At 73.8% G+C, this 25,907-nt stretch carries 23 protein-coding genes; 9 read left to right on the top strand and 14 right to left on the bottom strand.

Annotation, left to right across the window (positions count from 1 at the left end; translation table 11 throughout):
• Positions 1-193 precede the first annotated feature (193 nt).
• The 4 genes from SGA01_RS23570 to SGA01_RS23555 form a co-directional block, all read right to left on the bottom strand.
• The gene (locus SGA01_RS23570) at positions 194-2,095 is read right to left on the bottom strand and encodes a TerD family protein (protein ID WP_141298407.1); all 1,902 of its coding nucleotides are present in this window, start codon (positions 2,093-2,095) and stop codon (positions 194-196) included.
• Positions 2,096-2,244: 149 nt separating this feature from the next.
• Positions 2,245-2,823: a TerD family protein gene (locus SGA01_RS23565; RefSeq protein WP_055644160.1), complete on the bottom strand. Its 579-nt coding sequence runs from the start codon at positions 2,821-2,823 to the stop codon at positions 2,245-2,247.
• 140 nt (positions 2,824-2,963) lie between these two features.
• A complete protein-coding gene (gene uvrB / locus SGA01_RS23560) occupies positions 2,964-5,111 on the bottom strand; it encodes an excinuclease ABC subunit UvrB (protein WP_141298406.1) in 2,148 nt (715 codons plus the stop codon).
• A gap of 71 nt (positions 5,112-5,182) precedes the next feature.
• Positions 5,183-6,082 carry an MHYT domain-containing protein gene (locus tag SGA01_RS23555; RefSeq protein WP_141298405.1) on the bottom strand — a complete coding sequence of 300 codons (900 nt, stop codon included), beginning with the start codon at positions 6,080-6,082 and terminating at the stop codon, positions 5,183-5,185.
• A gap of 240 nt (positions 6,083-6,322) precedes the next feature.
• Here SGA01_RS23555 and SGA01_RS23550 point away from each other — a divergent pair, with 240 nt between their 5' ends.
• Together SGA01_RS23550 and SGA01_RS23545 are read left to right on the top strand one after the other, a co-directional pair.
• Positions 6,323-6,889 (top strand): methylated-DNA--[protein]-cysteine S-methyltransferase, encoded by a 567-nt coding sequence (locus tag SGA01_RS23550; protein WP_141298404.1) that lies wholly within the window; start codon positions 6,323-6,325, stop codon positions 6,887-6,889.
• A 44-nt stretch (positions 6,890-6,933) separates the two neighbouring features.
• The gene (locus tag SGA01_RS23545; RefSeq protein ID WP_141298403.1) at positions 6,934-8,226 is read left to right on the top strand and encodes an MFS transporter; all 1,293 of its coding nucleotides are present in this window, start codon (positions 6,934-6,936) and stop codon (positions 8,224-8,226) included.
• Between the two features lie 29 nt (positions 8,227-8,255).
• Here the strand turns inward: SGA01_RS23545 and SGA01_RS23540 are convergent, their stop codons facing one another.
• The 4 genes from SGA01_RS23540 to SGA01_RS23525 form a co-directional block, all read right to left on the bottom strand.
• The gene (locus SGA01_RS23540; protein ID WP_055644155.1) at positions 8,256-9,254 is read right to left on the bottom strand and encodes a TolB-like translocation protein; all 999 of its coding nucleotides are present in this window, start codon (positions 9,252-9,254) and stop codon (positions 8,256-8,258) included.
• A gap of 3 nt (positions 9,255-9,257) precedes the next feature.
• Positions 9,258-10,667, bottom strand: a complete 1,410-nt coding sequence (locus tag SGA01_RS23535; RefSeq protein ID WP_141298402.1) for an MFS transporter — start codon at positions 10,665-10,667, stop codon at positions 9,258-9,260.
• On the bottom strand, positions 10,667-12,037 hold the full coding sequence (locus SGA01_RS23530; protein WP_141298401.1) for a discoidin domain-containing protein: 1,371 nt from the start codon (positions 12,035-12,037) through the stop codon (positions 10,667-10,669). The genes SGA01_RS23535 and SGA01_RS23530 overlap by 1 nt, the downstream gene beginning before the upstream one ends.
• A 335-nt stretch (positions 12,038-12,372) precedes the next feature.
• Positions 12,373-12,729 (bottom strand): cupin domain-containing protein, encoded by a 357-nt coding sequence (locus SGA01_RS23525; protein WP_141298400.1) that lies wholly within the window; start codon positions 12,727-12,729, stop codon positions 12,373-12,375.
• Between the two features lie 282 nt (positions 12,730-13,011).
• Between SGA01_RS23525 and SGA01_RS23520 the strand changes: the two genes are divergently transcribed.
• Entirely contained in the window at positions 13,012-13,956 is a 945-nt protein-coding gene (locus tag SGA01_RS23520) for a pseudouridine-5'-phosphate glycosidase (RefSeq protein WP_141298399.1), read from the top strand.
• Positions 13,929-14,891 (top strand): carbohydrate kinase family protein, encoded by a 963-nt coding sequence (locus SGA01_RS23515; RefSeq protein WP_167534168.1) that lies wholly within the window; start codon positions 13,929-13,931, stop codon positions 14,889-14,891. The genes SGA01_RS23520 and SGA01_RS23515 overlap by 28 nt, the downstream gene beginning before the upstream one ends.
• Positions 14,892-14,939: 48 nt before the next feature.
• On the opposite strand, the gene SGA01_RS23510 is transcribed toward SGA01_RS23515, so the two are convergent.
• A complete protein-coding gene (locus SGA01_RS23510) occupies positions 14,940-15,581 on the bottom strand; it encodes a nucleoside/nucleotide kinase family protein (protein ID WP_141298463.1) in 642 nt (213 codons plus the stop codon).
• 96 nt (positions 15,582-15,677) lie between these two features.
• On the opposite strand from SGA01_RS23510, the gene SGA01_RS23505 reads away from it, so the two are divergent.
• Together SGA01_RS23505 and SGA01_RS23500 are read left to right on the top strand one after the other, a co-directional pair.
• A complete protein-coding gene (locus tag SGA01_RS23505; protein WP_141298398.1) occupies positions 15,678-16,430 on the top strand; it encodes an SDR family NAD(P)-dependent oxidoreductase in 753 nt (250 codons plus the stop codon).
• Between the two features lie 26 nt (positions 16,431-16,456).
• The gene (locus SGA01_RS23500; RefSeq protein ID WP_195832732.1) at positions 16,457-16,864 is read left to right on the top strand and encodes a MerR family transcriptional regulator; all 408 of its coding nucleotides are present in this window, start codon (positions 16,457-16,459) and stop codon (positions 16,862-16,864) included.
• Here the strand turns inward: SGA01_RS23500 and SGA01_RS23495 are convergent.
• Both SGA01_RS23495 and SGA01_RS23490 read right to left on the bottom strand, forming a co-directional pair.
• Positions 16,798-17,292 carry a cupin domain-containing protein gene (locus tag SGA01_RS23495; RefSeq protein WP_141298397.1) on the bottom strand — a complete coding sequence of 165 codons (495 nt, stop codon included), beginning with the start codon at positions 17,290-17,292 and terminating at the stop codon, positions 16,798-16,800. The genes SGA01_RS23500 and SGA01_RS23495 overlap by 67 nt on opposite strands.
• A gap of 112 nt (positions 17,293-17,404) precedes the next feature.
• A complete protein-coding gene (locus tag SGA01_RS23490) occupies positions 17,405-18,034 on the bottom strand; it encodes a winged helix-turn-helix transcriptional regulator (protein ID WP_174867437.1) in 630 nt (209 codons plus the stop codon).
• A gap of 91 nt (positions 18,035-18,125) precedes the next feature.
• Between SGA01_RS23490 and SGA01_RS23485 the strand changes: the two genes are divergently transcribed.
• From SGA01_RS23485 to SGA01_RS23475, 3 genes are all read left to right on the top strand, one after another.
• On the top strand, positions 18,126-19,337 hold the full coding sequence (locus SGA01_RS23485; protein ID WP_141298395.1) for a pyridoxal phosphate-dependent aminotransferase: 1,212 nt from the start codon (positions 18,126-18,128) through the stop codon (positions 19,335-19,337).
• A gap of 108 nt (positions 19,338-19,445) precedes the next feature.
• On the top strand, positions 19,446-19,904 hold the full coding sequence (gene kilB / locus SGA01_RS23480; protein WP_055644145.1) for a plasmid transfer protein KilB: 459 nt from the start codon (positions 19,446-19,448) through the stop codon (positions 19,902-19,904).
• A 13-nt stretch (positions 19,905-19,917) separates the two neighbouring features.
• Complete coding sequence (locus tag SGA01_RS23475; protein WP_141298394.1) at positions 19,918-20,607, top strand: DUF2293 domain-containing protein; 690 nt, start codon at positions 19,918-19,920, stop codon at positions 20,605-20,607.
• Positions 20,608-20,686: 79 nt separating this feature from the next.
• Here the strand turns inward: SGA01_RS23475 and SGA01_RS42605 are convergent, their stop codons facing one another.
• The 3 genes from SGA01_RS42605 to SGA01_RS23460 form a co-directional block, all read right to left on the bottom strand.
• Positions 20,687-21,502, bottom strand: coding sequence for a chaplin (locus SGA01_RS42605; RefSeq protein ID WP_141298393.1), 816 nt, complete (start codon positions 21,500-21,502; stop codon positions 20,687-20,689).
• Positions 21,503-21,650: 148 nt separating this feature from the next.
• Positions 21,651-22,919, bottom strand: coding sequence for an SWIM zinc finger family protein (locus SGA01_RS23465; protein ID WP_141298392.1), 1,269 nt, complete (start codon positions 22,917-22,919; stop codon positions 21,651-21,653).
• On the bottom strand, positions 22,916-25,750 hold the full coding sequence (locus SGA01_RS23460; protein WP_141298462.1) for an SCO1167/SCO6262 family helicase: 2,835 nt from the start codon (positions 25,748-25,750) through the stop codon (positions 22,916-22,918). Before SGA01_RS23460 ends, SGA01_RS23465 begins: the two co-directional genes overlap by 4 nt.
• Positions 25,751-25,907: the final 157 nt, after the last annotated feature.

Raw genomic sequence — 25,907 nt, 5'->3', positions numbered from 1 at the left:
CGCTGCCGGAGGTCTCTTCCACCCGAGCGGCTCACACCACGGTCGGGCCGACGCCCCGGGATCGGATCACCGAGGATCCGTCCGTATTGACGGGTACGCCGCGCATGGGGAGTACTCCCCTCCGCACCATGAAGACTACCCGAAAGACCAAGAGAAGGTAAAGGGCAGGGTAAAGAGCCACCAAGAGGCCAGGTCAGGGCTGCTTTGCCGGGCGGGCCTCCACGACCTGCGCGAGCACCTGACGGAGGATCCGGCTGCCCGGCGGCAGGATCGGGGGCTCGTACGACCACGCGTGACCGACCCATGGATCGGCGAGGTGGTCGTCGGGGACGGGGGTGAGGCGCAGCAGCGAGCGCCAGAGGGGGTCGAGCACGGGGCCGTACGCGGCGGCGTCCTCCCGGTCGGCCACGATCAGCAGATGGACGCCGACCCCGGGGCCCTCGTCGGCCAGGTAGCGGAGGCGGGTGACCGCCCGGTCGTCGAAGCCGTGCGGGAAGTCGTGCACGATCAGGAGCTGCCGGGCCTCGTCCAGACCGGGCGGCAGCGCGTCGACGGCGCCGTTCCGCAGGGCCATCTGGAGAAGGTCGACCCGCTCGGTGAGCTGGTCGAGGACGGCCGTGACTCCCGCCGCTCCCCGGGCGGGCGGGGCGGCGAGCACGCCGGTGTCCACGAGCGGCGCGAGCGCGGCGGCGCCGGCACCGGCCGCGTCCACGACGTGGACCGCGAAGCCGCCCGGCGGGTGGACGGCGAGCAGTCGGGCCGCGTGCGCGACGGCGCTGTCGAGGGCGAGCCGCCGCAGCTCCGTCTCGTCGAGGAGGCCGGCCGCCTCCGAGCGGCCGCGCCCGCTGTCCACCCACAGCCCGCGCTCCAGCGGGAGCCGGACGAGCATGGGGATCCGCAGCTCGGTGCGCTCGGGCAGATGGAGGTCGCCCAGGCGCACGGCCATCGGCTCCTCCGCCGGCGGGCGGTAGGCGTGCCAGGCCGGGTTGTCCCAGCGGGCGTAGGCGGGCGGCAGGGCCGGTTCGACCACCTCGGACTCGACGGCGAGCTGGGCGAGGTCCCGGTCCAGGACCTCGCGCGCCCGCTCCACGAGCTCGTCGTGACGGGCGCGGGCGGCCGACCGCGCGGCGTCGTTCGCTCCCCCGACCCGGGAGCGGTAGTCGGTGAGCGTCTCGTCGAGCTCCCGGTCGAGGCGGGACTCGGCGAACTCGCAGGCGCTGCGGTAGGCGGCGGCGGTACGGGCCAGGTCCTCGAACATCCCCCACACCTGGTTGTACAGGCGCTCGTCCATGGACCAGCCGGCCGCATCCCCGGCGACGGGGACGGGGGCGGTGCCCTGCGACGCCTGCGCCGCTTGGGGGGCGGGGGCGGGCGTGGGGGCGGGCTCCGGCGTGGTGGTCCGGCGCCGGGGGTGGGTGTAGCTGATCGGGCCGCCGGGGGTCTGGGCCTGCCCGGGAACGGCGGGGGCGGGCTCGGAGGCGGGAGCCGGAGCCGCAGTCGGAGTCGGAGTCGGAGTCGGAGTCGGGGCCTGGGTCGGAGCCGGAGCCGGAGCCTGGGTCGGAGCCAGGATCGACGCGGCCAGGTCGGCGGGGTGCTCCAGGCCCTGGTCGCCGAGGAGCGCGGCGAGACCGCCCTCGTACCCCTGGCCCATGGCACGGACCTTCCAGGCGCCCTGGCGGCGGTACAGCTCCAGGGCGACGACGGCGGACTCACTGTCGAGCCCGGTGATCGTGTAGCTGGCGATCTCGGTGCCGTCGGGGCCGGTGACGGCGACGAAGGGAGCGGCGGCCTTGCCGAAGGAGGTCGGCCCGCCGGCGCCCACGGGCAGCGCCAGGAGGACGGAGACGCGGTGGACGGCGTCCGGCACGGCCGCCAGGTCGACGGCGAGGCGCTGGTCGGCCGCGACCTGCCGGGGGACGTCCACACCGGGGAGCGAGGGGGCGACCGGGTGGGCGATCCACTCCACGCCCGGGACCCTGCCCCGCTCGTCGCCGAGGGCGGCTCCGGCGACGACCGGGTGACCGGCCGACACCCTGATCTCCAGTCGGGTGTCGGGCAGGGGGTGGTTCTGCCCCCGGACCAGCTCGGCCGTCATCGGCTCTTTCCCCTCAGCGGTTCCCGGTACGAAGTGGTGCGGACGTGCGGTGGAGCGGATGCGCGGTGGTGCGGTGTGCGGTGGTGCGGGACAGCTCCCGGCGGCCTGCTGCCTCCGGGAGCTGTGGGTGCCGTCCTGCGCGGCCCTGCTTACAGGTGCGGCAGGATCGCCGGCATCAGGTCCTGGAACGTCCGGCCGTTGGCCGGGTTGCCCAGGGCCGTCATCTGCCAGCCGGAGCCGACCCGGTGCACCTTCGCCATGATCTGCGCGGTGTAGTTGCCGCCGCCGTCCAGGGTGTAGCGCGCGAGCTCCTGGCCGTTCGTCTCGTCGACGATCCGGCAGAAGGCGTTCTGCACCTCCTGGAACGTCTGACCGGTGAAGGAGTTCACGGTGAACACGACCGTGTCGATGTGGACCGGGACCCGCTGGAGGTCGACGAGGATCGCCTCGTCGTCCCCGCCCTGGCCCGCGCCGCCGACGAGGTTGTCACCGGTGTGCTTGACCGAGCCGTCGTCGCTGACCAGGTGGCGGAAGAAGACCACGTCGACCGGCTGCTTGTCCGCGAAGAGGACGGCCGAGGCGTCCAGGTCGATCTCCTGCGTGCGCTTGCCGAAGAGACCGCGGCGCGGTGCCGCCTGCCAGCCGAGCCCCATCCGCACCTGGTTGAGGCTGCCTCCGCCCTGCTTCTCCAGGCTGATGGCCTGACCCTTGGTCATGTTGACCGTCACGCGCTTGCCCCTCTCGTTAGCGTTCCCCGCGCCCGCTGTCCGGTGCGTGCGGTTGTCCAGCACCCTACGCAGCGGCACTGACACCGCAGAGCCGCGGTCCGGATTTGTGTCGGTCTTGCAACACACCGGACCGTGTCCGGTCAGGCGAGACCCGCCTCCTTCATCTGGCGCAACTCCTTCTTCAGCTCTCCCACTTCGTCGCGGAGCCGGGCCGCGACCTCGAACTGCAGCTCGGCGGCGGCGGCGCGCATCCGGTCGGTCATCTCCTCGATGATCGCGGCCAGTTCGGTGGCCGGCCGGCTTCCGAGCTCGACCGTCGAGCCCGCCGCACCGGCCTTGCCGCCCTTGCCCCGGCCCTTGGGGCCGTGCGCGGCGAGCGAGGGCACGGGGGCCTTGGCTGCCTTCCCGTCCTTCGTCTGGCGGTAGCCGCTGCCGAGGAGCTCCTCGGTGTCGACCTCCTCGCGGGCGATGGTCGCGACGATGTCGTTGATCTTCTTGCGCAGCGGCTGCGGGTCGATGCCGTGGGCCGTGTTGTACGCGACCTGCTTCTCGCGGCGCCGGTTGGTCTCGTCGATGGCCTGCTCCATCGCCGGGGTGATCCGGTCCGCGTACATGTGGACCTGGCCCGAGACGTTTCGCGCGGCACGGCCGATGGTCTGGATGAGGGAGGTCCCGGAGCGCAGGAAGCCCTGCTTGTCGGCGTCGAGGATGGCGACGAGGGAGACCTCGGGGAGGTCGAGGCCCTCCCGGAGGAGGTTGATGCCGACGAGGACGTCGTACTCGCCGGCGCGCAGCTCGCGCAGCAGCTCGATGCGGCGCAGGGTGTCGACGTCGCTGTGGAGGTAGCGCACCTGGATGCCGAGCTCCAGGAAGTAGTCGGTGAGGTCCTCGGCCATCTTCTTGGTGAGGGTGGTGACGAGGACCCGCTCGTCCTTCTCGGTGCGCAGCCGGATCTCGTGGACGAGGTCGTCGATCTGGCCCTCGGTCGGCTTGACGACGACCTCGGGGTCGATGAGCCCGGTGGGGCGGATGATCTGCTCGACGAAGCCGTCGCCCCGGGAGAGTTCGTAGGTGCCCGGGGTGGCCGAGAGGTAGACGGTCTGACCGATGCGCTTCTGGAACTCCTCCCACTTCAGCGGGCGGTTGTCGAGGGCGGACGGGAGCCGGAAGCCGTGGTCGACGAGGGTCCGCTTGCGGGAGGCGTCGCCCTCGTACATGGCGCCGATCTGCGGCACGGTGACGTGCGACTCGTCGATGACGAGCAGGAAGTCCTCGGGGAAGTAGTCGATGAGGGTGTTCGGCGCGGAGCCGGGCTCGCGGCCGTCGAAGTGCATCGAGTAGTTCTCGATGCCGGAGCAGGAGCCGATCTGCCGCATCATCTCGATGTCGTACGTGGTCCGCATGCGCAGGCGCTGGGACTCCAGGTGCTTGCCCTGCTTGTCGAGTTCGGCGAGGCGGACCTCCAGCTCGCGCTCGATGTCGTTGACCGCCCGCTCCATGCGCTCGGGGCCCGCGACGTAGTGGCTGGCGGGGAAGACGTACAGCTCGCGGTCCTCGCTGATGACCTCGCCGGTGAGCGGGTGGAGGGTGGAGAGCGCCTCGATCTCGTCGCCGAACATCTCGATGCGGACGGCCAGCTCCTCGTACACCGGGAAGATCTCGATGGTGTCGCCGCGGACGCGGAAGGTGCCGCGGGTGAACGCCAGGTCGTTCCGGGTGTACTGGATGTCGACGAAGCGGCGGAGCAGCTGGTCGCGGTCCATCTCCTCGCCGACCTTGAGCGGGACCATCCGGTCCACGTACTCCTGGGGCGTGCCGAGGCCGTAGATGCAGGAGACGGAGGCGACCACGACGACGTCCCTGCGGGTGAGCAGGGAGTTCGTCGCGGAGTGGCGGAGCCGCTCCACCTCCTCGTTGATCGAGGAGTCCTTCTCGATGTACGTGTCCGACTGGGGGACGTACGCCTCGGGCTGGTAGTAGTCGTAGTACGAGACGAAGTACTCGACCGCGTTGTTCGGCAGGAGCTCGCGGAACTCGTTCGCCAGCTGGGCGGCCAGGGTCTTGTTCGGCGCCATCACCAGAGTGGGGCGCTGGAGCTTCTCGATCATCCACGCGGTGGTGGCGGACTTGCCGGTGCCGGTGGCGCCGAGGAGCACGACGTCCTTCTCGCCCGCGCGGATGCGCCGCTCGAGGTCGGCGATGGCCGTCGGCTGGTCGCCGCTGGGCTGGTAGGAGCTGACGACCTCGAAGGGCGCCATCGAACGTTCGATCTTGGAAACGGGCCGCATGGATCCACCGTACGACCCGGCACTGACACTCGGGCGGTGATCGGCTCACCGCCCGTCCCTGAGGTGTCCCGTCACCAGTCCTGGGAGCGGTGGCCGCCGCGGGGGACGCTCCTGCGGGCAGCGCGTCCGGCGGGACGGGCCGACCAGTTGGCGGGCTCGCCGTAGGACGGCACGTGGCGCGGGGCGGGCACGCCGGGGCGGTGCACGCTCTGCGCGGCGGGCCGCTGCCAGTCGGGGTCGCCCATCACGAGCAGCGGGTCGAACATGACGACCACGGCGGCCAGGATCAGGAAGACCGCAGGGCCGATCAGCATCGGCAGGAGAAGCGAGGTCGCGGTGTCGCCGGTGCCGGCGGGGATCTCGGCGCCCTGGATGTGGACACTGACGGCCGCCATGGCGGTGTAGTGCATACCACTGACGGCTCCGCCCATCACCAGGCTCGCACCGAGACTGGCCAGAAATCCATGGACCGAGACGGCCGCCCAGAGGGCCGCGGTGGCGGCCACGACAGCGATGACCACGGAGAGGGCGACGGTGAGCGTGTCGTACTCGATGCGGCCGTGGAGGCGCATCCCGGCCATGCCGAGGTAGTGCATCGTGGCGACGCCGAGGCCGGTGATCGTGCCGCCGGTGACGAGCGTGAGGGCGGTCGCCCCGCGGTACCCGACGATGAAGATCCCGATGCCGACCATGAGGACGGCGACGCCCAGGCTGGCGAAGGTGATGGGGCGGTCGTAGTTGATCGGCGCCTGCTGGACCGAGAAGCCCATCATGGCGATGAAGTGCATCGTCCAGATGCCGGTGCCGATGGAGGTGGCGCCGAGGGCGAGCCACCCCGCCTTGAAGGTGTCGCGGTGGCGGAGCGACCTCGTGGTGCACCTCAGACCGAGGGCGCCGCCGAGGCAGGCCATGATGAAAGCGGCCACCGGAGTGACGAGCCCGTAGCTGAATCCGTCGACCGTGCCCTGCATGAGCGTGTGTCCTCCACCCCTGGTGCCACGTCGTCCGAAAACAGTCGGTACCGCTGGGTAGTACTACCGGGGCGAGATTATGGCGCGCCGGGGACCTCACGACCATGTGACCGGGGAATTTCTGCTCGCGAGACCGGAGCGAGACCGGTCCGTGATCTTCGAAGCACTCCGATGTCCGCTCCGTGACCGGGTCGGCCCGCTCCCGTCGGGTTGTCAGTGGCGGGTCGTACCGTGGGCGGCATGGACATCGAAGCGGAGCCGACGGGCGGCGAGCCGGCCGTCGCGGTGGAGTGGACGGTCGTGGAGAGCGACATCGGTCCGCTCTTCCTCGCCGCGACCGGGCGGGGGCTGGTGCGGGTCGAGTTCCACGCCGACGCGGCACGGCGGGTGCAGATGCTCGACCGCCTGGGCGGGCGGTTCGGGGTGGAGCCGGTGGAGTGCGCCTCGGGACTGCTCGCCGAGGCGATACGCCGGCTCGAGGCGTACTTCGCGGGCGACCCGCGCCCCTTCGACCTGCCGCTGGACTGGAGCCTGACGACCGGCTTCAACCGGCAGGTGCTGCGTGAGCTGGCGACCGGCGTCCCGTACGGCACGGTCGTGGGGTACGGGGAGCTGGCGCGGCGCGTGGGGCAGCCGGGCGCGGCGCAGGCGGTCGGAGCGGCGATGGGCGCCAATCCGCTGCCCGTGGTGGTGCCGTGCCACCGTGTGGTGGAGAGCGACGGCGGGCTCGGGGGCTTCGGGGGCGGTCTGGAGACGAAGCGGCAGCTGCTGGCGCTGGAGGGTGTGCTGCCCGCGCCGCTGTTCTGAGGGGGACGTTCCCATCGGATGGGACGGCTGGCACACTCACGTAAGTGACCAACTCCCCCGACGCCCCTGACGTCGCCCTGTCCGACGGGATATCCGCTCCCGTCACCGCGGCCGAACTGCCCGCGCTGCGCCGACGGGTTCAGGCCGTCCTCATCGCCACCCAGATCCTCGGCGGGCTCGGCATCGCCATCGGCGTCGCGCTCGCCGCCGTCCTGGCCAAGGACGTCAGTGGCACGGAGGCGCTGTCCGGGCTCGCGTCCACGGCGACGGTGGCCGGTCCCGCGCTGCTCGCCATGCCGCTGGCCGCGCTGATGGCCTCGCGAGGGCGCCGGGCGGGGCTCGTCCTCGCGTACCTGCTCGGGGCAGTTGGTGCCGTGGTGGTCGTGGTCGGCGCGGTCGTCGAGAGCTTCCCGCTGCTCCTGCTCGGACTCGTCGGCTTCGGTGCCGGATCCTCGGCCAACCTGGCGGCCCGCTTCGCCGCCGCCGACCTCGCCGAGCCCGACCGCAGGGCCCGGGCCATCTCCACCGTGGTGTGGGCGACCACGATCGGGGCGGTGCTCGGGCCGAACATCGCCGCACCCGCCGGGGAGAGCGTGTCCGGTCTGGGCATCCCCGCGACGGCGGGCCCCTTCGTGTGGGCCGCCGGCGTCTTCGTCGTCTCGGCGGCGGTCGTCGCCCTCCTCCTGCGCCCGGACCCGCTGCTCACCGCCCGTGCGCTCGCCGATGCCGGGGCGGGCGAGCAGCCGGAGGGCCGCTCCCTGCGCGCCGGGATGCGCGCGGTCCGGGAGTCGCCGCGGGCCCGGCTCGCCCTGGTCACCGTTGCCGCCTCGCACACCGCGATGGTCTCGATCATGTCGATGACCCCGGTCGCGCTGACCCACCACGGCGCGGACATCCAGCTGATCGGCCTCGTCATCAGCGGCCACATCGCGGGCATGTACGCCTTCTCGCCCCTGATGGGCTGGCTGTCCGACCGGCTGGGCCGGCTGTCGGTGATCGGGCTCGCCGTCGGGCTGATCGCCGTGGCGGCGTTCATCGCGGGCACGGCGGGAGCGAGCCACGGCCGAACGGCCCTGGGGCTCTTCGTCCTGGGCCTCGGCTGGTCCGCCGGTCTGGTGTCCGGCTCGGCGCTGCTGACCGACTCGGTGCCGCAGGCCGCGCGGGCGGCCGTCCAGGGGCTCTCCGACTTCGTGATGAACACGGCCGCCGGTGTCGGCGGCCTCGCGGCGGGCCTGATCGTCTCGCAGGCGGGCTACGGGCCGCTCAACGCGATCGCCGCGTGCCTGCTCCTGCCGATGGCGGCTCTCGCGGTCCGCGGCTCCCTCCGGAAGGCCTGAACCGGGCACGGCGGCCGGGGGCGCGCCGGTCAGCGCGGCACCGCGGGTGACGAGGCCCCGCGCGCCAGTCGCCGTGGCTCCCCCGTGCCGTCGGCCGGCACGGACCAGACCGCTCCCCCGTATCCGTACGCGAGGGTCCCGGGGTCCGTCCACAGGGCCTGGTCGTCGATGCCGCGCCGCTCGGCGACGGGGTGCTCCCGCCCGGAGCGCAGGTCGTAGACGTACAGCCGCCACGGCTCGCGCGGGCCTTCGGAGACCCGCTTCTTGAAGGCGAGGCGGGTTCCGTCCGGGGAGAGCGAGGGGCATTCGACGTTCTCCCGCAGGGTCCGGGCCGACCAGTTCGCCATGTCTCCCTCGACGAGATGGGTGCGCCCGCCCGTCGAGACGGTGGCGTAGAAGCGGTTGTCGTCGGCGGCGAAGGAGACGCCCCAGTAGTTGACGTCGGGGGCGTGGTACCGGCGTCCGCCGAGGGTCAGCGGGATCTGCTCGATGTTCTTCACCAGGTATCCCGTGCGCAGGTCGAGGATGGACGTGCGGGTGGAGAAGGACGAGCGCGCGTAGGAGTCGCCGGTCGCGAACATCGTCCAGGCGAGCATCCGCCCCGAGGCGGAGACCCGGGCCCGGCTGGGGATGCCCGGGAGCGCGATCCGGCGCGTCTCGCGCAGCCGGTCGTCGAGCACCAGGGCGTACGAGCGGGCCGGGACGCCCGGTCGGCGCACGAGGCAGAGCGCGGTCGGCCCGGCGGCGTGGAAGCGGTCGCAGGCCGGCCCTCCGGCGACCCGGCCGCCGGACGCGGACGGGTCCAGGCGCGCGACGCGCCCGGTCGCGGTGTCCCTGACGTGGAGCGCGCCGGGACGGCCCCCGTCGAGGGTGAAGCCGGCCACCGGAGTCCCGGCGGCCCCGGCCTGCCGCCCGGAGGCCGCCCTCAGGGTGTAGGCGGTCGCGCCGCCGCCCAGCAGCACGAGGGCGAGGACGAGGATCCACACGCGCGCGTGGCGGGACAGGCGGACATCGGTCACGGCGTGCATGGGTCAGTCCTCTCGGAGGGGCGTGGGTTCGGCGGGTCGGGGACCGGCGGCGGGCGGGGTGCTCTCGGCAGGCGGCGGACTCGCGGCGGGCGGGCCGCTCGTGGGCAGGAGTCTCCCGGCGCAGCACAGGGCCGCGGCGAGGGCCAGGACCGCCGCCACGAGCGCGGCGCGCGGCCCGCTCGCCGTCCAGACGGCGCCGAACGCGACGGCGGCGCCGAGCCGGGCCAGCGCCTGCGCGGTCTGCACGAGCGCGAGGCCGCCCGCTTGGCGCCCCTCGGCGAGGAAGGGCCCGGTCAGGGCCATCAGGACGCCGTCGGTGGCCGCGTAGAAGGTCCCGATGAGCACGATGACTCCCCCGAGGAGGAGGACGTCCGTCACGGGGGCGAGAAGCAGCCCGTACGCGAGGAGCAGGGCCCCGTGCCCGTACAGGAACGGCCTGCGGCGGCCGACGCGGTCGGCGAGGCGGCCGGCCGGGACGGCGAGCAGCAGATAGACACCGGCGGCGCCGAGCGGCAGGAACGGGAACCAGGTGGCGTCGAGTTCGAGCCGCTGCTGGAGCAGCAGGTAGAGGAAGGCGTCGCCGACCGTGGTGGCTCCGAGGAGGGCGGCGCAGAGGAGGATCCGCCGGTACGCGGGCGAGCGCAGCACGGTGAAGACCCCGCCACGCGCGCGTGGCGCCGCTTCGGCGGCGGGGCGGGGACCGGGCACGGCCGACCGCCCCGGGACCACCGACCGCCCTGGCGCATCCGACCGTCCCGGCACCGTCGGGCGGCCCCGCGGCTTCGGGCCTCGCCGGCCCGGGACGCACAGCACCCACAGCAGGACGCCGAACAGCCCGACGCAGAAGCTGACGGCGAAGACCGCCTCGTACGCCTCCGCCGTGGCCCACAGGAGGGCGAAGGCGGCCAACGGGCCCAGGAGGGCCCCGGTGGTGTCCATGGCGCGATGGGTGCCGAAGGCACGGCCCAGCTCCTCGGGCGGGCTGTGCAGGGTGATGAGCGCGTCGCGCGGAGCCGTGCGGACGCCCTTGCCGAGCCGGTCGGCGGTGATCGCCGCGGCGATCCCGCCGGCCGAGCCGCCCGCGAGGAGGAGGCCGAGCCGGGAGCAGGCGGAGAGGGCGTAGCCGAGCCCCCCGACCTGCTTGTGGCGGCCTCCGCGGTCGGAGGTGGCGCCGCCGAGGATCCGTACGAGCGCGGTGGCGCCGGTGGAGAGCCCGTCGAGCAGCCCGAACTGGAGCGGGGAGAGGCCGAGTCCGACGACGAGGTAGAGCGGCAGCACGGCGGTCACCATCTCCGAGGAGATGTCGGTGACCAGGCTGACCGCGCCGAGTGCGAGGACGGTGCCCGGGACGCGCCGCCTGCCCCGCGAGGGGGCGGGCGGCGCGTCGCGGCGACCGGTGGTCGCGAGGTACATCAGTGGCAGGTGTAGGTCGGGCCGGAGTCCTTGACCTGGTTGTCGGTACCGACGTACTGCCAGGTGTAGGTGGTGTCGGTGAGATCCAGCTTCAGGACGCCGTACGGGCCGCTGATCCGCTTCTGGCTGTTCGGCTGGACCGTCTCGATGTCGTAGGGCTCGGCGCCGCCCATGCCGCCGACGATCTCGACGATGCCGTCGGCGGTGGCCCGCCCGTCGGGGTCCTGCGGGGCGAAGCGCTCGTAGTGGTGGTCGTGTCCGTTGAGCACCAGGTCGGCCTTGGCGCCGTAGAGGATCTTCCAGACGGGCTTGGAGACCGGGTCGTTGCCGTGGCCGCCGGAGGAGTACAGCGGGTGGTGGAAGTAGGCGGCGAGGCAGCCCTTGGTGTTCCGCGCGAGGTCGTCCTTGAGCCACTGGATCTGCGCGGGGTCGTCGAAGGAGTTGGAGTCGAGGGCGACGAAGTGCCAGTTGCCCTGGTCGTAGCTGTAGTAGGGCTTGCCCTGGGGGTAGGCGATCGCTCCGAAGTACGACTTGTAGCCGGCGAGCGGGCCGGCCGGGTCGTAGGTCTCGTGGTTGCCGGGCACGGGCCGGGTCTTCGCCTTGAAGGCGCCCCAGGTCTTGTCGTAGTAGTTGCGGAAGTCGGAGAGCAGGGCGTCGTCGTACTGGTTGTCGCCCATGGTCAGGTAGAAGGACGGGGCGATCCGCTGTGCCAGGGCAGCCGTCTTGGGGTGGGCGCAGGAGCTGCTGGAGGCCGTGCACTGGGCGGCGATGTCCCCGGCCGCGACGACGGTGAAGGCGCCGGTGGGCGGGGGCGTGGTGCCGGCCGTGCCGTAGACCTCCACCGTGAAGAGGGAGTAGCCGTACGAGGTGCCGCGGGCGGTCCCGTAGACGCGCAGGTAGCGGCCCTGGCCGGTGAGTCCGGTCCAGTCGTCCGTGGCGCCGTTCCCGGCGGTCTCGGTGGCGAGGCGGGTCCAGGTGGTGCCGTCGGCGGAGATCTCGACGCGGTAGGCCTTGGCGTACGCGGCCTCCCAGACGAGCTTGACGCGGGAGACGGTGGACCCGGCGCCGAGGTCGACCCGGATCCACTGCGGGTCGACGCCCTCGGCGCTGGCCCAGCGGGTGGTGGAGACGCCGTCGAAGGCCTTCTCCGGGCCGAAGGTGGAGTCCTCGACGGAGGAGGACGTGGCCGGTCGGCCCTGGGAGATCAGCGAGTCGGCGGCGGCGCCGGCCCGGTCCGGGTGGGCGAGCAGGAGCCCGCCGACGAGCAGGAGGACGGCGGTGAGGACGAGGGTCAGACGGGTGGTGGTGAACGGGGTCGTGAGGGTGGTGGTGGGGGTGCTGCGCGGTGGTGTGGAGGCGAACAGGCGCATACCTGGGCTCCCTGGCCTGAGGGGTCGGCGAGAGCTGGACACCGGTGCGGAGCACGACGGCCCTGCCGCGTGGCGATTCGGGCGCCACGCGGCGGGGTGGTGCTCGGCGGCCGGGTCAGAGCTCTCGCTGAGCGCGTCACGCCCGGGGGGTCGGGCGCCGCGCCAAGCCGCTGGCCGGGATGCTAGCCGATAGGAAGGTTTCCTACCAGACTTTCAACTCCCGCTGCCCGCGCGGACGTCGGAGCCACCGCGAGGAGCACCACAGGAGCCCCCGGGAGCGCCACCCGGGAGCACCTCGGGAGTCCCCGGGCGCCCTCAGGAGTCCTCAGGAGTCCTCAGAGGCTGATGTGGTACGCCTTGCGGAGGGTCTCGTGCACGGTCCAGGTCGTCTTGTCGCCCTCGCGCAGCACGCACGCGTCGCCGGGGCCGATCTCCAGGGTCTCCCCGCCCTCGACGGCGACGGTCGCCCGTCCGCTGACCACCACGAAGTGCTCGTTGGCCTCGGTGTCGGTGACGACGCCGGGCGTGATCTGCCAGATGCCGCGCACCTGCTTTCCGTCGGCGGACTCCCACAGCACCTTGCCCGTCACCTCGGGCGTGCCGGAGACGATCTGGGCGGGGTCGAGCGGGTCCGCCTCGAGCTCCGCGTCGGGGATGTGCACGGCGAAGGAAGGCGCGTCATGTGTCGTCATGGGCGGTGACTGTAGCGGGGGTTCGGAGCCGCCCGGGGACCGGGATCTGGTGGAACAGATCACTCCGCTTCGCCTCCTACCAGGCGACTTACCTGAATGCGCCGACGGCGACGGATTCCGCACCACGTTCCCGGTGAGGCGCGCCGGGGCCCGCGGCGGTCCCCGGCCGCCGGAGCCGCGCCGCCGTCACGGATTCCGCAGCCGTGGCCGATGGTGGTGCGTTGTGTGGCAGGAGCTCGCCACCGAGGTTTGCGGGGCCCGTGGTCGCGCCAGGAATGGGACATGTCCACACAGGTGTCCGAAGAGGTACGGGAGGCGCTCCTCGAAGGGCGTCCCGTCGTCGCGCTGGAATCGACGATCATCGCCCACGGCCTGCCCCGCCCGCGGAATCTGGCCGTCGCCCTGGAGCTGGAGGAGCTCGTACGGGCCGGGGGCGCCGTCCCCGCCACCGTCGCCGTGATCGACGGCACCGCAAGAGTCGGTCTGGACCGCGCGGCGCTGGTCCGGATCGCGGAGGATCCGGCGGTGCGGAAGCTGGGCCACCGCGATCTGGCGCCGGCCCTGGCGACCGGGGTGACCGGGGCGACGACGGTCTCGGCGACGGCGTGGCTCGCGGACGCGGCGGGCCTACGGGTGTTCGCGACCGGCGGCCTCGGCGGGGTGCACCGCGAGTGGAGCGAGACACAGGACGAATCCGCCGACCTGCGGCTGCTCGCCGAGGTCGGGATCACGGTGGTGTGCGCCGGGGTGAAGTCGATCCTCGACGTGCCGGCCACGCTGCAACGCCTGGAGACGCTGGGGGTGACGGTCGTCGGGTACGGCACGGAGCACTTCCCCGGGTTCTACCTGTCCTCCTCGGGCGAGCCCGTCGACTGGACCCTGCGGAGCCCTGAGGAGGTGGCGGCGGTCATACGGGCCCAGGACGCGCTCGGCGGGCGCCAGGCCGCGCTCGTCGTGGCCAACCCGGTGCCGGAGACCGAGCAGTTGGACCCCGCGCTCCACGACCGGGTCCTCGCGCGGGGGCTCGCGGCGGCGAAGGAGAAGGCGATCACGGGGCAGGCGGTGACGCCGTTCCTGCTCGAATACCTGACGGTGCACACGGAAGGGGCGTCCCTGGAGGCGAACCTCGCGGCGGTCCGGGGCAACGTCCGGCTCGCGGCCAGGATCGCGACGGCGTACCACGCGGAAATACGGGGCGCGTGGGCACCCGGCGCGGGCGGCCGGTGAGCGGGCCGGGGCGCGCGCTGCTGGTCGTCGGGGACGTGGTGACGGATGTCGTCGCCCGGCACCGGACGCCCCTCGCCGCCGCGACGGACACGGCGGCGGAGATCCGGACCCTCCCGGGCGGTGCCGGGGCCAACGCGGCCTGCTGGGCGGTCCGTTCCGGCTGCGCGGACGTACGGCTGCTCGGCCGGGTCGGGACGGACGCGGCGGACTGGCACGAGCAGGCGCTGATACGGGCCGGGGTGCGCCCGCTGCTCGTCCCGGACGCGGAGGCGGCGACGGCCACCGTGATCGCGCTCGTCGACGCCTCGGCGGAGCGGACCTTCCTCACCGACAGCGGCGCCGCGCTGCGCCTCTCCCCCGCCGACTGGACGGCCGGCCTGCTCGACGGGGTGGCCGCTCTGCACCTGTCCGGCTACCTGTTCTTCGCCGCGACGAGCCGCGAGACGGCCCGGAGGGCGCTGCGGGACGCGCGGGAGGCGGGCGTACCCGTGAGCGTGGACCCGGCCTCCGCCGGGTTCCTGGCGGAGCTTGGGGTGGAGGGGTTCCTGACGGCGACGGAGGGCGCCGACGTCCTGCTGCCCAACGCCGACGAGGCCCGGCTGCTGGCCGGGGGCCGCGAGCCGGAGGCGGCGGCCGCGGAGCTGAGCCGACGTCATCCGCTGGTCGTGGTCACGCTCGGAGCGACGGGCGCGCTGGTCGCCGAGGGCGGCGCGGTCACGGCGCGGGTGGCGGCGCCTCCGGTGCCCGCGGCGCTGCGGGTGGACTCGACGGGCGCGGGCGACGCGTTCACCGGGGCGTTCCTGGCGGCCCGGCTCGCGGGCGCGGACGCCGCGAAGGCGGCGGAGGCCGGGTGCCGCGCGGGCGCGGAGGCGGTCACTCTCGTGGGAGGCCGCCCCCCTGAGTCCCGGAGCCCCGGACCCCCGGAGTCCCCTTGACCCCGCCCCGTGACCTCGCCCCTCAGCCCCGCCCCATAGCCCCGCCCCTCAGCCTCCGCCGCCCAGCCCGGTCCACGCCGGGTGGCGCGGGTCGTCTGCGCGCACGACGGCGTCGGCGGTCGAGACGGGGTCGACCTCCGTCTCGTACCGCGCGAACGCGGGCAGCGTCCAGGACTCCTCGGTGCGCCGGGCGAGGGCGGCGGCCGAGAGACGCAGGTGCACGGTGAGGTCGAAGGGGAACCAGTGGCCGAGGAGGAACGGCCCGTGGAGCAGCAGCACCCCGCCGGGCGGCAGCGTCACATACGGGCTGCGGGTCGCCCGGTCCGTGGCCGGGTCCCACAGGTCGGGCAGCACGCGTCCGGTGCCGCCGGGCTCCAGCGGGGTGAAGACCTCGCGCCAGAGGGCCCCGATGTCGGTCCACCCGTCGTAGTACGCGTCGGGGTCCCGCTTCCCGTACTCGTACCGGAGGGAGGCGGGGCGCAGGAAGCCGCCGGTCCCGGCCACATGGACGGCTCGGCCGCGTGCCCGGAGCGCCTCGGCGAGGAGCCCGGCGAGCTCGCCGCCGGGTGCGGCGGGCGGCCCGTCGATGGCGACCTTGAGCCACGGCCCGCCGTCGCCGGGTGTGGCCGCGTCAAGGTGCCCGGCGAGCGTGCCGGCCAGCCGTTCCCAGGTGATCGCCTCGTATCGCATTCCACTCATCCTGCCCGCTGCTTCCCGCGTCCCGGCGCATTCCGCTTCGTCACGGCTTGACCTTGTCACTGGCGTCACTGTTCGACCATCGGATTCATGGACACCATCACACCCACCAGGGTCGTCGTCGTCACCGGCGCGGGCACCGGCATCGGCCGGGCCACCGCGCGCGCCTTCGCCCGACAGGGGGCGACGGTCGTCGCCGTCGGGCGCAGGGAGGAGCCGTTGCGGGAGGCCGCCGAGGGACACCCGGGGATCCGCCCGTTCGTCGCGGACGTGACGGCGGAGGGGGCAGCCGAGGAGATCGTCGAGGCGGCCGTGACCGCCCACGGCCGTCTCGACGTCCTCGTCAACAACGCCGGGATCTCCTCCGGCGGCCCGCTCGGCACCCTCGACCGCTCCGTGATCGCCCCGCTCCTGGAGACGAACCTCGTCGCCCCCGTCCTCCTCACCCAGGCCGCCGTCCCCGCGCTCAAGGAGTGCCGGGGCGTGGTGGTGAACGTGTCGACGGCGATCGGACAGCGCGGCTGGCCCGCCAACTCCGTGTATCCCGCGACCAAGAGCGCCCTGGAGACCCTGACCCGGTGCTGGGCGCTGGAGCTCGCGCCCGACGGAGTCCGCGTGGTGGCCGTCGCGCCCGGCGCGATCGAGACCCCGATCGCCGACCACATGGGCCTCTCCCCCGAGCGCTTGGCGGCCTTGCGGGCGTGGCAGCTCGCGCACACCCCGATGGGCCGCCTCGGCAGGCCCGAGGAGGTCGCGCGGGTGATCACCTCGCTCGCCGCACCCGACGCCGGTTTCCTGACCGGCACCGTCGTTCCCGTCGACGGGGGCGCGCTGGTCACGTGATACGACTGCGTACGGAGGTGGCGCCCTTGCGTATCGGTGAACTGGCCCGGCGGACAGGGGTGTCGCCGCGCGCGCTGCGCCACTACGAGCAGGCGGGGCTGATCGCGTCGGCCCGGGCGGACAACGGATACCGGGTGTACGGGGAAGGCGCCGTCGCGCGCGTGTCGAACATCCGGTACCTGCTGGCCGCCGGGCTCACGCTGGACGACGTGTCCGCGTTCCGCTCGTGCCTCGATGGCGACATGCCCTCGGTCGCGCCGTCCGCCCGCGGGCTGGAGATCGCCCGCGAGCGACTGGCCGTCCTCGACGCACGGATCGCGGCGCAGACCGCGGCCCGGGACCGGCTGGCGGCCGCCCTGGCGGGCGCTCAGCCCTGGGCGCGGGCCGGGTCCGGCTCGTCGACCGAGAGCGGTGCCCCCTTGGGGAGCAGGTAGGTCACGTACAGGACGACGGGCTCGCTGCCGAAGTTGCGGCCGACATGGGCGTGCTCCCTGCCCGAGGCCTCGACGAACGCCTCGCCAGCCGAGGTCACTTCGACCGAACAGTCGTCGAAGGTACGGGTGAGCGTGCCGGTCTGGACGACGCCGATGACCTGTCCGGGGTGGTGGTGCCAGCCGGTCGAACCGCCGGGGGCGATGGTGATCGTCCGGACGACGACATCGGTGTCGCCCTCGGGCGGCTTGATCCTCAGCGCGCCGTCCGAGGTGCCCCTGGCGAGCACGGTCCCGCTGACGCCGCTGCCGGGCGAGGCCACCGCGGCGGACGGCACGACCGCCACCGCGCCGACCGCGCCCGCGACGGCATGACTCCTGCGGCGGCGCGCGACGCGCGCCGCCTCACCTATGTCCAGCCCCAGCCCCATGGAATCGCCCTCCGAGTTCGCGGGGCGACCGTACGTTCCACGGCCGCCGAAACGGCCATACGCTACCCGGGGCAGGGAGGACCGGCACGGGAATTCGATCAAGGAACGCGGGTCAGCGGGCCTCCGCGACCTGCGTGGTACGTTCGAGGGCTGCGCGCCCCGACTCGATCGCCGCGGCGAGCGTCGACTCCCCCCCGGCGAGGGCACGGCAGGTCGCCACGTCGGTCCGCAGCCGGGCATCGGGGGCGTCCGCCGCCCCGTCCCCGTACGCCACGCTCCCGTCGCCCCCGATCCGCACATGGAACTCCCCCTCGTCCAGGCTCACCTGGACGACCCCCGGGCCCAGTTCCGCGAGCGGGCCGAGGAGCGGGATCGCGTACCAGTGCGCGCGGACGGCGTCGGTCGGCCGCGGTTCGCCCAGGTCGGGCGCCCCCCACGCGGCGAGCGAGCGCAGGACGGGCAGCAGGTCCCGGCCGCGCGGGGTGAGTTCGTACACGGACGCCGAGGCGGGCGGCGGCAGTCGGCGGCGCGTGACGAGCTCGGCGCCCTCCATGTCCTTGAGGCGCCCGGCGAGCATGTCGGTGCTGACGCCCGGGAGGTCGGCGTGGAGGTCGGTGTAGCGGCGCGGCCCGGCGAGGAGTTCGCGGACGACGAGCAGGGTCCAGCGGTCGCCGACGAGGTCGAGGGCGCGCGCTGCGGCGCAGTGCTGGTCGTAGCTGCGGCGGCGTGGCTGACGTGGCATGCGACGCAGTCTAGACATGTTGTTGGACTTTCCAAGCTCGAACTTGGTAAAACCAAGCAACACTGATTCCGGGGACCTGGGGAGGTCGGACATGGAGTTCCGGCAGTCGAGCAAGCTGAGCGAGGTCTGCTACGAGATCCGCGGTCCGGTGATCGAGCACGCCAACGCGCTGGAGGAGGCGGGCCACAGCGTCCTGCGCCTCAACACCGGCAACCCGGCGCTCTTCGGCTTCGAGGCACCCGAGGAGATCGTCCAGGACATGATCCGGATGCTCCCCAAGGCCCACGGCTACACGGACTCCCGCGGCATCCTCTCGGCCCGCCGCGCCGTCGCCCAGCGCTACCAGGCCATGGGCCTGCCCGAGGTCGACGTCGACGACGTCTTCCTCGGCAACGGCGTGTCGGAACTGGTCTCCATGGCCGTCCAGGCCCTCCTGGAGGACGGCGACGAAGTCCTGATCCCCGCCCCCGACTTCCCGCTGTGGACGGCGGTCACCACCCTCGCCGGCGGCAAGGCGGTGCACTACCTCTGCGACGAGTCGGCCGACTGGTACCCCGACCTCGACGACATGGCGTCGAAGATCACCGACCGGACCCGGGCCGTCGTCATCATCAACCCCAACAACCCCACCGGGGCGGTCTATCCGAAGGAGATCGTCGAGGGCATCCTCGATCTCGCCCGCCGCCACGGCCTGATGGTCTTCGCCGACGAGATCTACGACCAGATCGTCTACGACGAGGCCGTCCACTACCCGGCCGCCTCCCTCGCCCCGGACCTGGTCGTCATGACCTTCGGCGGGCTCTCGAAGACGTACCGGGTGGCGGGCTTCCGCTCCGGCTGGCTGGTCGTCAGCGGGCCGAAGCAGCACGCCAGGAACTACCTGGAGGGCCTCACCATGCTGGCCTCCATGCGGCTCTGCCCCAACGCCCCCGCCCAGTACGCCATCCAGGCCGCGCTCGGCGGCAGGCAGTCGATCCACGAGCTCACCGCCCCCGGCGGCCGGCTGCACGAACAGCGCGACCGGGCCTGGGAGAAGCTCAACGAGATCCCCGGCGTCTCCTGCGTGAAGCCCAAGGGCGCGCTGTACGCCTTCCCGCGCCTCGACCCCGCCGTGCACAAGATCCACGACGACGAGAAGTTCGTCCTCGACCTGCTGCTGCGGGAGAAGATCCAGGTCGTGCAGGGAACGGGCTTCAACTGGCCGCGCCCGGACCACTTCCGCATCCTGACCCTGCCGTACGCCGACGACCTCGACGCCGCCATCAGCCGCATCGGCCGCTTCCTGAGCAGCTACCGCCAGTGACGTCCCGTCCCCCGGCTGTCATGATCTGAGGGTCCGAAGGATCTTCGGGCGCGGACGAGCGATGCGGCCGAGGACTTCGGCCGGGGGAACGGGGAGGACCGGCCGGTCATGGATGTGGCGCTGATAGCCGTGATGGGAACACTGCTGGGTGTGGTCGCCACGCACTGGTTCCAAGGGCGGGCCACCGAGCGGACAGCCGCACTCGCCCGGAACGAGCAGCTGCGCCAGGAGCGGATCGAGACGTACAGCGCCTTCGCGGGCGCGGTCGTCGAGTACCGGCACAGCCAGAACGACCGCTGGTTCCGGGCGGCCATGAAGCCCGGCTCGAAGGAGGCGGAGGAGTCCCGCCACGCCTCCTACCGGCAGCGCACCGCCGCCCGACAGGCCCTCTTCCGCGTCCAGTTGGTCTGCGACGACCCGGAGACCCGACGGCTCGCCGAGGCGGCCTTCGTGGAGTCCCACTGCATGCACGACGCGGTCGACGAGGCGGATCGGGCCCGCCGCTCGGAGCAGGCGAAGGAGTCGCTCGCCACGTTCATCGCCGCCGCCGCGCCCGGCGTCCGCTGAGGGGAGACCGGACGTGGACCTCGTCGCGCCCGTCGTCGTGGAGCCGCTGCGGCGGCGCCGCTGCTCGGAATGCCTCCAGGGGCCGCTGGAGCGGATGGTCGTCGAGTACAACGCACTGATCTGCCTGGACTGCGCCGACCTGGGCCATCTGGTGTTCCTGCGCCGGGGGGACACGGCACTCACCCGGCGCGCCAGGGAGGGCAGCACCCTCTGGGCCGTGGTCGTACGGCACAACAAGCGCCGTACGCGGTACGAGCGTCAGGGTCTGCTCGTCGAAGAGGCGGCGCTGGCACGGGCGGAGGCGGCCTGCCTGGCGGACGCGGAGGCGCGGGCCAGGCGACGGGCCCGGGACGCGGCACGGCGGGCGACGGTCGACACCGAGATCACCGCGACCCTGCGGGCCGAGATCCTCCGGCTGTTCCCGTCCTGCCCGGCGGACCGGGCCGAGGAGATCTCCGAGCACGCGTCGGCGAAGGGCAGCGGGCGCGTGGGGCGCACGGCCGCGGGGCGGTCGCTCGACCGGGGCGCCGTCACCGCCGCCGTACGCGCCTCCGTACGCCATGTCGACACGCCGTACGACAGCCTGCTGATGCAGGGCGTTCCCCGGCACCAGGCCCGGACGAGGGTCGCTCCCGCCATCGAGACGGTGCTCCGGGCCTGGCGCCACGGCGCCGAGGACACGCGCGGCCCGGGACGCGGCTGACGGCTCGGGCGTCAGCGCGCGTCGGTCGGGGCGCGACGGACGGACCTGGGGTCCGGTCCCCGGCGCTAGGACGGGATCGTCAGGCCTGGTCTCCGGCTCGGCGGGCGCGGCGGTACATCAGGGCGCCGCCGAGCAGCAGCGCGGCGCTCCCCGCCGCGGCGTAGCCGACGGTGTCCGAACCCGTGGCCGCCAGCGCGACCGAGTCGGACTCGCCCTGCGGCGCGTGGGCCGGGGCGGGGACGGGCGCGGGGACGGGCTTCGGGGCCTCCTCGGCACGCGGAACCGGCACGTTCTTGACGGGGGTCTGCGGGCGCGGCGTCGGCTTCTCGATCGGCTGGGCGGGCTTGCCGGGGCCGTTGACCGAGGTGTTGCCGACGGCCGGGTTGCCGATGCCGACGACGTTGACCGAGTTCCCGGTGACGTTCACCGGGAGGTCGATCGGCAGCTGGAGGCCGTTGCCGGAGAGGATGCCGGGGGAACCCTCGGTGTGGGTCTCGGCGGTGGCGCCACCGCCGTTGGAGGAGCCGCCCCCCTCGAAGCCGCCCCCTTCGGAGCCGCCGCCCTGCTCGCCGCCCCGCGGGGTGCCGGGCAGGTCCTTGTGCGACCGGCCGCCGCCGTCCTCCTCGCCGTAGCCACCCGGCTCGGGCGCGGCGGACTTGTTGGCACAGCGGTTGCCCGCCGCCGGATTGAGCAGCCCGACGACGTTGACCGTGTTGCCGCAGACGTTGACCGGCACATGGACGGGCAGCTGGACCGTGTTGCCGGAGATCACTCCCGGCGAACCGACCGCGGCGCCCTGTGCACCGGCGTCGGCATGGGCGGCGCCCGCCGAGAGCGCGAGCGCCCCACCCGTGACCATCAGTGTGGCCAGACCACTTCGGCGAATCTGCCGCATGGCTTCCTGCCTTCCGGAGGTGTACACGGGCAAGCGCCCGTACCGGAATCAACGCGACAAACATGGGTGCCGGATCCGGCCGTTGGCGTGATTCACTCCTTCGAGTGGGGTGTCCTGGGCGCCGTTCGAGTGTCGGCGCGCCTTCCCGTCACCTTCCCAGCAGGTCGGTGAGGGCGCCGACCGGGTCCGGATCGGGCTCGCCTCGCGGCCACCAGTCCTCGCGCCCCGCGTCCGACTCGTAGCCGTACCAGAGGCCGTCCCGGCCCAGCCTGAGCTGGAGCGATTCCGTCGAGAGCCGGTTGCGCCAGGGCCGGAAGGCGGGGAAGTCGGCGGCGAGCAGCGCGGGTCGGGCCCGGTCGAACGGGCCGGCCGGCGGGTCCCAGGGCTCCTCCAGGACGGCGAGTCCTGCGGCGCCGCCCTGCCGCCAGGCGGCGACGGCACGGGCCAGGTCCGTGGGTGTGCGGTCCAACGCGTAGGCCAGGTCGCGGTAGAGAGCGCGGGTCGAGGCGGTGAGCCCGGAACCGGGGTGCGCGGCGGCCAGTCGGACCGCGTCCTGCCAGGGGGTGAGCGCGGCGACCGGGTCGTGTCCGGTGGCGAGGAAGGTGTGGGCGCGGACCGCGGCCTCGCTGGCGAGGAGGTCGAGGGCGAGCGGATCGGGGGCTTCGGGATCGGGCGGGAAGACGGCCGGACGGCCCGGCCGGTCGGGAAGCGCCAACGGCCGGGGCAGCGGCAGAAGTCCGGCCGCCGTCGCGGCGAGCGCGGCGGGGGCGGGGACCGTCGGCATCGGCGGCGCGGCGGCGGTCGCTTCGGCTGCGGACCGGGCGGCGTTGCGCCGGGTGAGCTCGGCGAGCAGCTCCTGCTCGCCGCGCCCGCGCATCAGGAAGAGGACGAACGGGTCCTCGTCGAGGAGTCTCGCCGCCTGGTAGCAGAGGGCGGCGGCGTGCTTGCAGGGGTAACCGTCGTCCGGGCAGGAGCAGTCGGGGACGAGGTCCCCCGGCGCGGGCAGCAGGCCGGTGACGGCCTCCAGGGCGTGCGGCACGTCCTTGTCGAGGAGCGCGGCGATGTGATCGGGGCGGGCCGTGGCCTCGTCGAGGAACCGCTCCCAGCCGTCGTCGCCGAGGGTCCGCATCCTGATCTCGGTGCGGTACGGGCGGGTGCGGCTGCCGTGGACGTAGGCGACGACCCGGCCGGGGGTGACGGTGATCGCGTCGACGTGGCCACGCCCGGCGTACGCCTTCCCGCGTGCGAGGCGGGCCGGGTCGAGGGCGGTGCCCTCCAGCGCCTCCACCCAGGCGTTCCCCCACCAGGTGGCGGCGAACCGCCCGTCGGGCGCCTCGCGGGGCGCTACCTGCGGGAAGCTGCGGCGGCGGTCGTCGTGGCGGGGCAGGGCCCCACGGGCGGAGCGCGGGCGGTTCACGCGTGCCTCCTCAGGGACACCAGGTCGGCCAGCTCGCGGTCGGTCAGTTCGGTCAGGGCGGCCTCGCCCGAGCCGAGGACGGCGTCGGCCAGGGCGCGCTTGGCTAGCAGCATCTCGGCGATGCGGTCCTCGACCGTGCCCTCGGCCACGAGGCGGTGGACCTGCACCGGCTGGGTCTGTCCGATCCGGTAGGCCCGGTCGGTGGCCTGCTCCTCCACGGCCGGGTTCCACCAGCGGTCGTAGTGCACGACGTGGCCGGCCCGGGTGAGGTTGAGGCCGGTGCCCGCGGCCTTGAGGGAGAGCAGGAAGACGGGGATCTCGCCGGCCTGGAAGCGGTCGACCATCCGCTCGCGCTCGGCCACCGGGGTGCCGCCGTGGAGCAGTTGGGCCTGGATGCCGCGCGCGGCCAGGTGGTCGGCGAGGAGCCTGGCCATCGACACGTACTGGGTGAAGACGAGTACGGACCCGTCCTCGGCGAGGATCGTGTCGAGGAGCTCGTCGAGCAGGGCGAGCTTCCCGGAGCGGCCGGCGAGCCGGGCGGTGCCGCTGCCGCGCGGCGCCTGCTCCTTGAGGTACTGCGCGGGGTGGTTGCAGATCTGCTTGAGCGAGGTCAGCAGCTTCATGACGAGCCCGCGGCGGGCCATGCCCTCGGCGGCCTCGATCTGCGCCATCGTCTCGCGGACGACCGCCTCGTACAGCGAGGCCTGTTCCCGGGTGAGGGACACGGGATGGTCGGACTCGGTCTTGGGCGGCAGTTCGGGGACGATCCCGGGGTCGGACTTGCGGCGGCGCAGCAGGAAGGGCCGTACGAGCCGGGCGAGCCGCTCGACGGCCTCCGCGTGCTCGATCTCCTCGTTGTTCTCCACGGCCCGGGCGTGGCGGGAGCGGAAGGCCTTGAGCGGTCCGAGGAGACCGGGGGTGGTCCAGTCGAGGAGCGCCCACAGCTCGGAGAGGTTGTTCTCCACGGGGGTTCCGGTCAGGGCGACCCTCGCCGGTGCGGGGATCTCGCGCAGCGCCTTCGCGGTCGCGGAGAACGGGTTCTTGACGTGCTGTGCCTCGTCGGCGACGACCATGCCCCACTCCCGCTCGGCGAGTTGGGCGGCACTGGTGCGCAGGGTGCCGTAGGTGGTGAGGACGAACCCGCCGTCCATCCCGTCGAGTCCGCGGTCGGCGCCGTGGAAGCGGCGCACCGGCGTGCCGGGGGCGAACTTCTCCACCTCCCGCTGCCAGTTGCCGAGGAGGGACGCCGGGCAGACGACGAGGGTGGGGGCGCGGCGGGCGCGGCGCAGATGGAGGGCGATGAGCGTGACGGTCTTGCCGAGGCCCATGTCGTCGGCGAGGCAGCCGCCGAGGCCGAGCGAGGTCATCAGGTCCAGCCAGGCGAGGCCGCGGAGCTGGTAGTCGCGGAGGGTCGCGGTCAGGCCGGGCGGGGCCTGCACGGCCTCGGGGCCGGCCATGAGCCGGTCCCGGAGGGCGGCGAGCGCCCCGACGGGGACGGCGGGGACGGTCTCGCCGTCCACCTCCGCGGTGCCGGTGAGGGCGACGGCGAGGGCGTCGACCGGTTCCAGCAGGCCCAGTTCGCGCTTGCGGGCCTTGCGGACGAGGTCGGGGTCGACGACGACCCACTGGTCGCGGAGGCGTACGACGGGCCGGTGGGCCTCGGCGAGCAGGTCCATCTCCCGCTCGGTGAGGGGATCGCCGTCGAGGGCCAGCTGCCAGTTGAACCGCAGGAGCTCCTCGCTGTCGAAGAAGGCCGTGCCGTCGGTCGCGGAGCCGGGCGCGGCCAGGGCGGGGCGGACGACGGCGGAGGCGCTCAGCGAGCGGGCCAGCTCGCGCGGCCAGTGGAGGGCGACCCCGGCATCCGCGAGCCGGGCCGCCGCGGGGCCGAGCAGTTCGTACAGCTCGTCCTCGGTGAGGGCGAGGACGTCGGGCACGTCCCGCTCCAGGAGCCGGGCCAGCGGGGGCCAGACGCGGGCGGCCCGGCGCAGGGCGAGGACCGCGTCGATCCGGGCGCGCGGCCCGAAGTGCTCACCCTCCCCCGCCCACAGGGCCAGGGCGTCGATGACGAGGGTCGGGTCGGCGAGGCTGTGGATCTGGAGGATCGCGGCGGCGGCCTGGCGCTCGGCACCGCTCTCCTCCCCCGCGGCCGTGTCGGCGATGTCGAAGAGTTCGTACCCCGACAGGTCGAGGCGGAGCGAGACCCGTACACCCGCGTCCATCCCGGCGGCGGCCTCCGCCGCCCAGGCACGCGCGCGGGGCAGGTGCTGCGGCGCGCGGGCCGCGAACGGCGCCCCGACCGCGTGGACGGCGGCCGGGGTACGGGGCAGGGTGTCGGCGACCGCGTCGAGGAAGGCGCGCACGAGCGCCTCGGGCTCGGGCAGCCGCAGCGGGCCGGGGCCGGGCGCGGGCACGGCATGCGCCTCGTACGGCATGGCCGCGGCGACGGCCCGCAGGTGGGCGATGTCGTCGGCGTCCAGCGGGCCGGCCCGCCAGGCGTCCAGGTCGTCGGCGGTCAGACCCGGCAGCATGCGGCCGCGGGCCACCAGGTGCAGAGCGTGCAGGGCGGCGGCGCCCCAGCCGGCGGTGGCGAGGTGGGCGGCCGGGTGGCGGCGGGCCGCGACGAGATGGGGCAGGGCGGCGGCGACGGGGAGGGTGACGGCGGGCACGACCCGCGTACGGGCGCCGCTTCCGTGCCGTCGGACGACGGTCAGCTCGACGCGCTCCGCACCGCTCTCCGCCGGGTCCGGCAGCGCGTCGCCGTCGGGGGCCCAGAAGGCGACGCGACCCTCACGGGGCAGGCCGGCCGGCAGGAAGACGGCGGCGCTGGTCATCCAGGTGTGTGCCACGGCTCCGCGCTCCTTCCCACCGGGTGACGAGTGTCCGACTGGATCTCCGACCTTACGGCGGGGGTCTGACAACGGCCGCCACGCGGGTTCGCCCGTGCGGCCCAGCAGCGGATGACACGGGCGCCCGGGGGCGCGATGGTGG

Origin of the sequence: Streptomyces gardneri, from assembly GCF_006539185.1 — a bacterium.
GTDB lineage: Bacteria > Actinomycetota > Actinomycetes > Streptomycetales > Streptomycetaceae > Streptomyces > Streptomyces gardneri.
The sequence above is the reverse complement of the archived record's forward strand: the minus strand, read 5'-3'. Positions and strand labels throughout refer to the sequence as shown.

What these genes read in the sequence shown, in the direction of transcription:
- SGA01_RS23570 (WP_141298407.1), bottom strand. Translation starts at nt 2,095, where the DNA reads ATGACGGCCGAGCTGGTCCGGGGGCAGAACCACCCCCTGCCCGACACC.
- uvrB (WP_141298406.1), bottom strand. Translation starts at nt 5,111, where the DNA reads ATGCGGCCCGTTTCCAAGATCGAACGTTCGATGGCGCCCTTCGAGGTC.
- SGA01_RS23555 (WP_141298405.1), bottom strand. Translation starts at nt 6,082, where the DNA reads ATGCAGGGCACGGTCGACGGATTCAGCTACGGGCTCGTCACTCCGGTG.
- SGA01_RS23550 (WP_141298404.1), top strand. Translation starts at nt 6,323, where the DNA reads ATGGACATCGAAGCGGAGCCGACGGGCGGCGAGCCGGCCGTCGCGGTG.
- SGA01_RS23540 (WP_055644155.1), bottom strand. Translation starts at nt 9,254, where the DNA reads ATGCACGCCGTGACCGATGTCCGCCTGTCCCGCCACGCGCGCGTGTGG.
- SGA01_RS23535 (WP_141298402.1), bottom strand. Translation starts at nt 10,667, where the DNA reads ATGTACCTCGCGACCACCGGTCGCCGCGACGCGCCGCCCGCCCCCTCG.
- SGA01_RS23530 (WP_141298401.1), bottom strand. Translation starts at nt 12,037, where the DNA reads ATGCGCCTGTTCGCCTCCACACCACCGCGCAGCACCCCCACCACCACC.
- SGA01_RS23525 (WP_141298400.1), bottom strand. Translation starts at nt 12,729, where the DNA reads ATGACGACACATGACGCGCCTTCCTTCGCCGTGCACATCCCCGACGCG.
- SGA01_RS23520 (WP_141298399.1), top strand. Translation starts at nt 13,012, where the DNA reads ATGTCCACACAGGTGTCCGAAGAGGTACGGGAGGCGCTCCTCGAAGGG.
- SGA01_RS23510 (WP_141298463.1), bottom strand. Translation starts at nt 15,581, where the DNA reads ATGCGATACGAGGCGATCACCTGGGAACGGCTGGCCGGCACGCTCGCC.
- SGA01_RS23505 (WP_141298398.1), top strand. Translation starts at nt 15,678, where the DNA reads ATGGACACCATCACACCCACCAGGGTCGTCGTCGTCACCGGCGCGGGC.
- SGA01_RS23495 (WP_141298397.1), bottom strand. Translation starts at nt 17,292, where the DNA reads ATGGGGCTGGGGCTGGACATAGGTGAGGCGGCGCGCGTCGCGCGCCGC.
- SGA01_RS23490 (WP_174867437.1), bottom strand. Translation starts at nt 18,034, where the DNA reads ATGCCACGTCAGCCACGCCGCCGCAGCTACGACCAGCACTGCGCCGCA.
- SGA01_RS23485 (WP_141298395.1), top strand. Translation starts at nt 18,126, where the DNA reads ATGGAGTTCCGGCAGTCGAGCAAGCTGAGCGAGGTCTGCTACGAGATC.
- kilB (WP_055644145.1), top strand. Translation starts at nt 19,446, where the DNA reads ATGGATGTGGCGCTGATAGCCGTGATGGGAACACTGCTGGGTGTGGTC.
- SGA01_RS42605 (WP_141298393.1), bottom strand. Translation starts at nt 21,502, where the DNA reads ATGCGGCAGATTCGCCGAAGTGGTCTGGCCACACTGATGGTCACGGGT.
- SGA01_RS23460 (WP_141298462.1), bottom strand. Translation starts at nt 25,750, where the DNA reads ATGACCAGCGCCGCCGTCTTCCTGCCGGCCGGCCTGCCCCGTGAGGGT.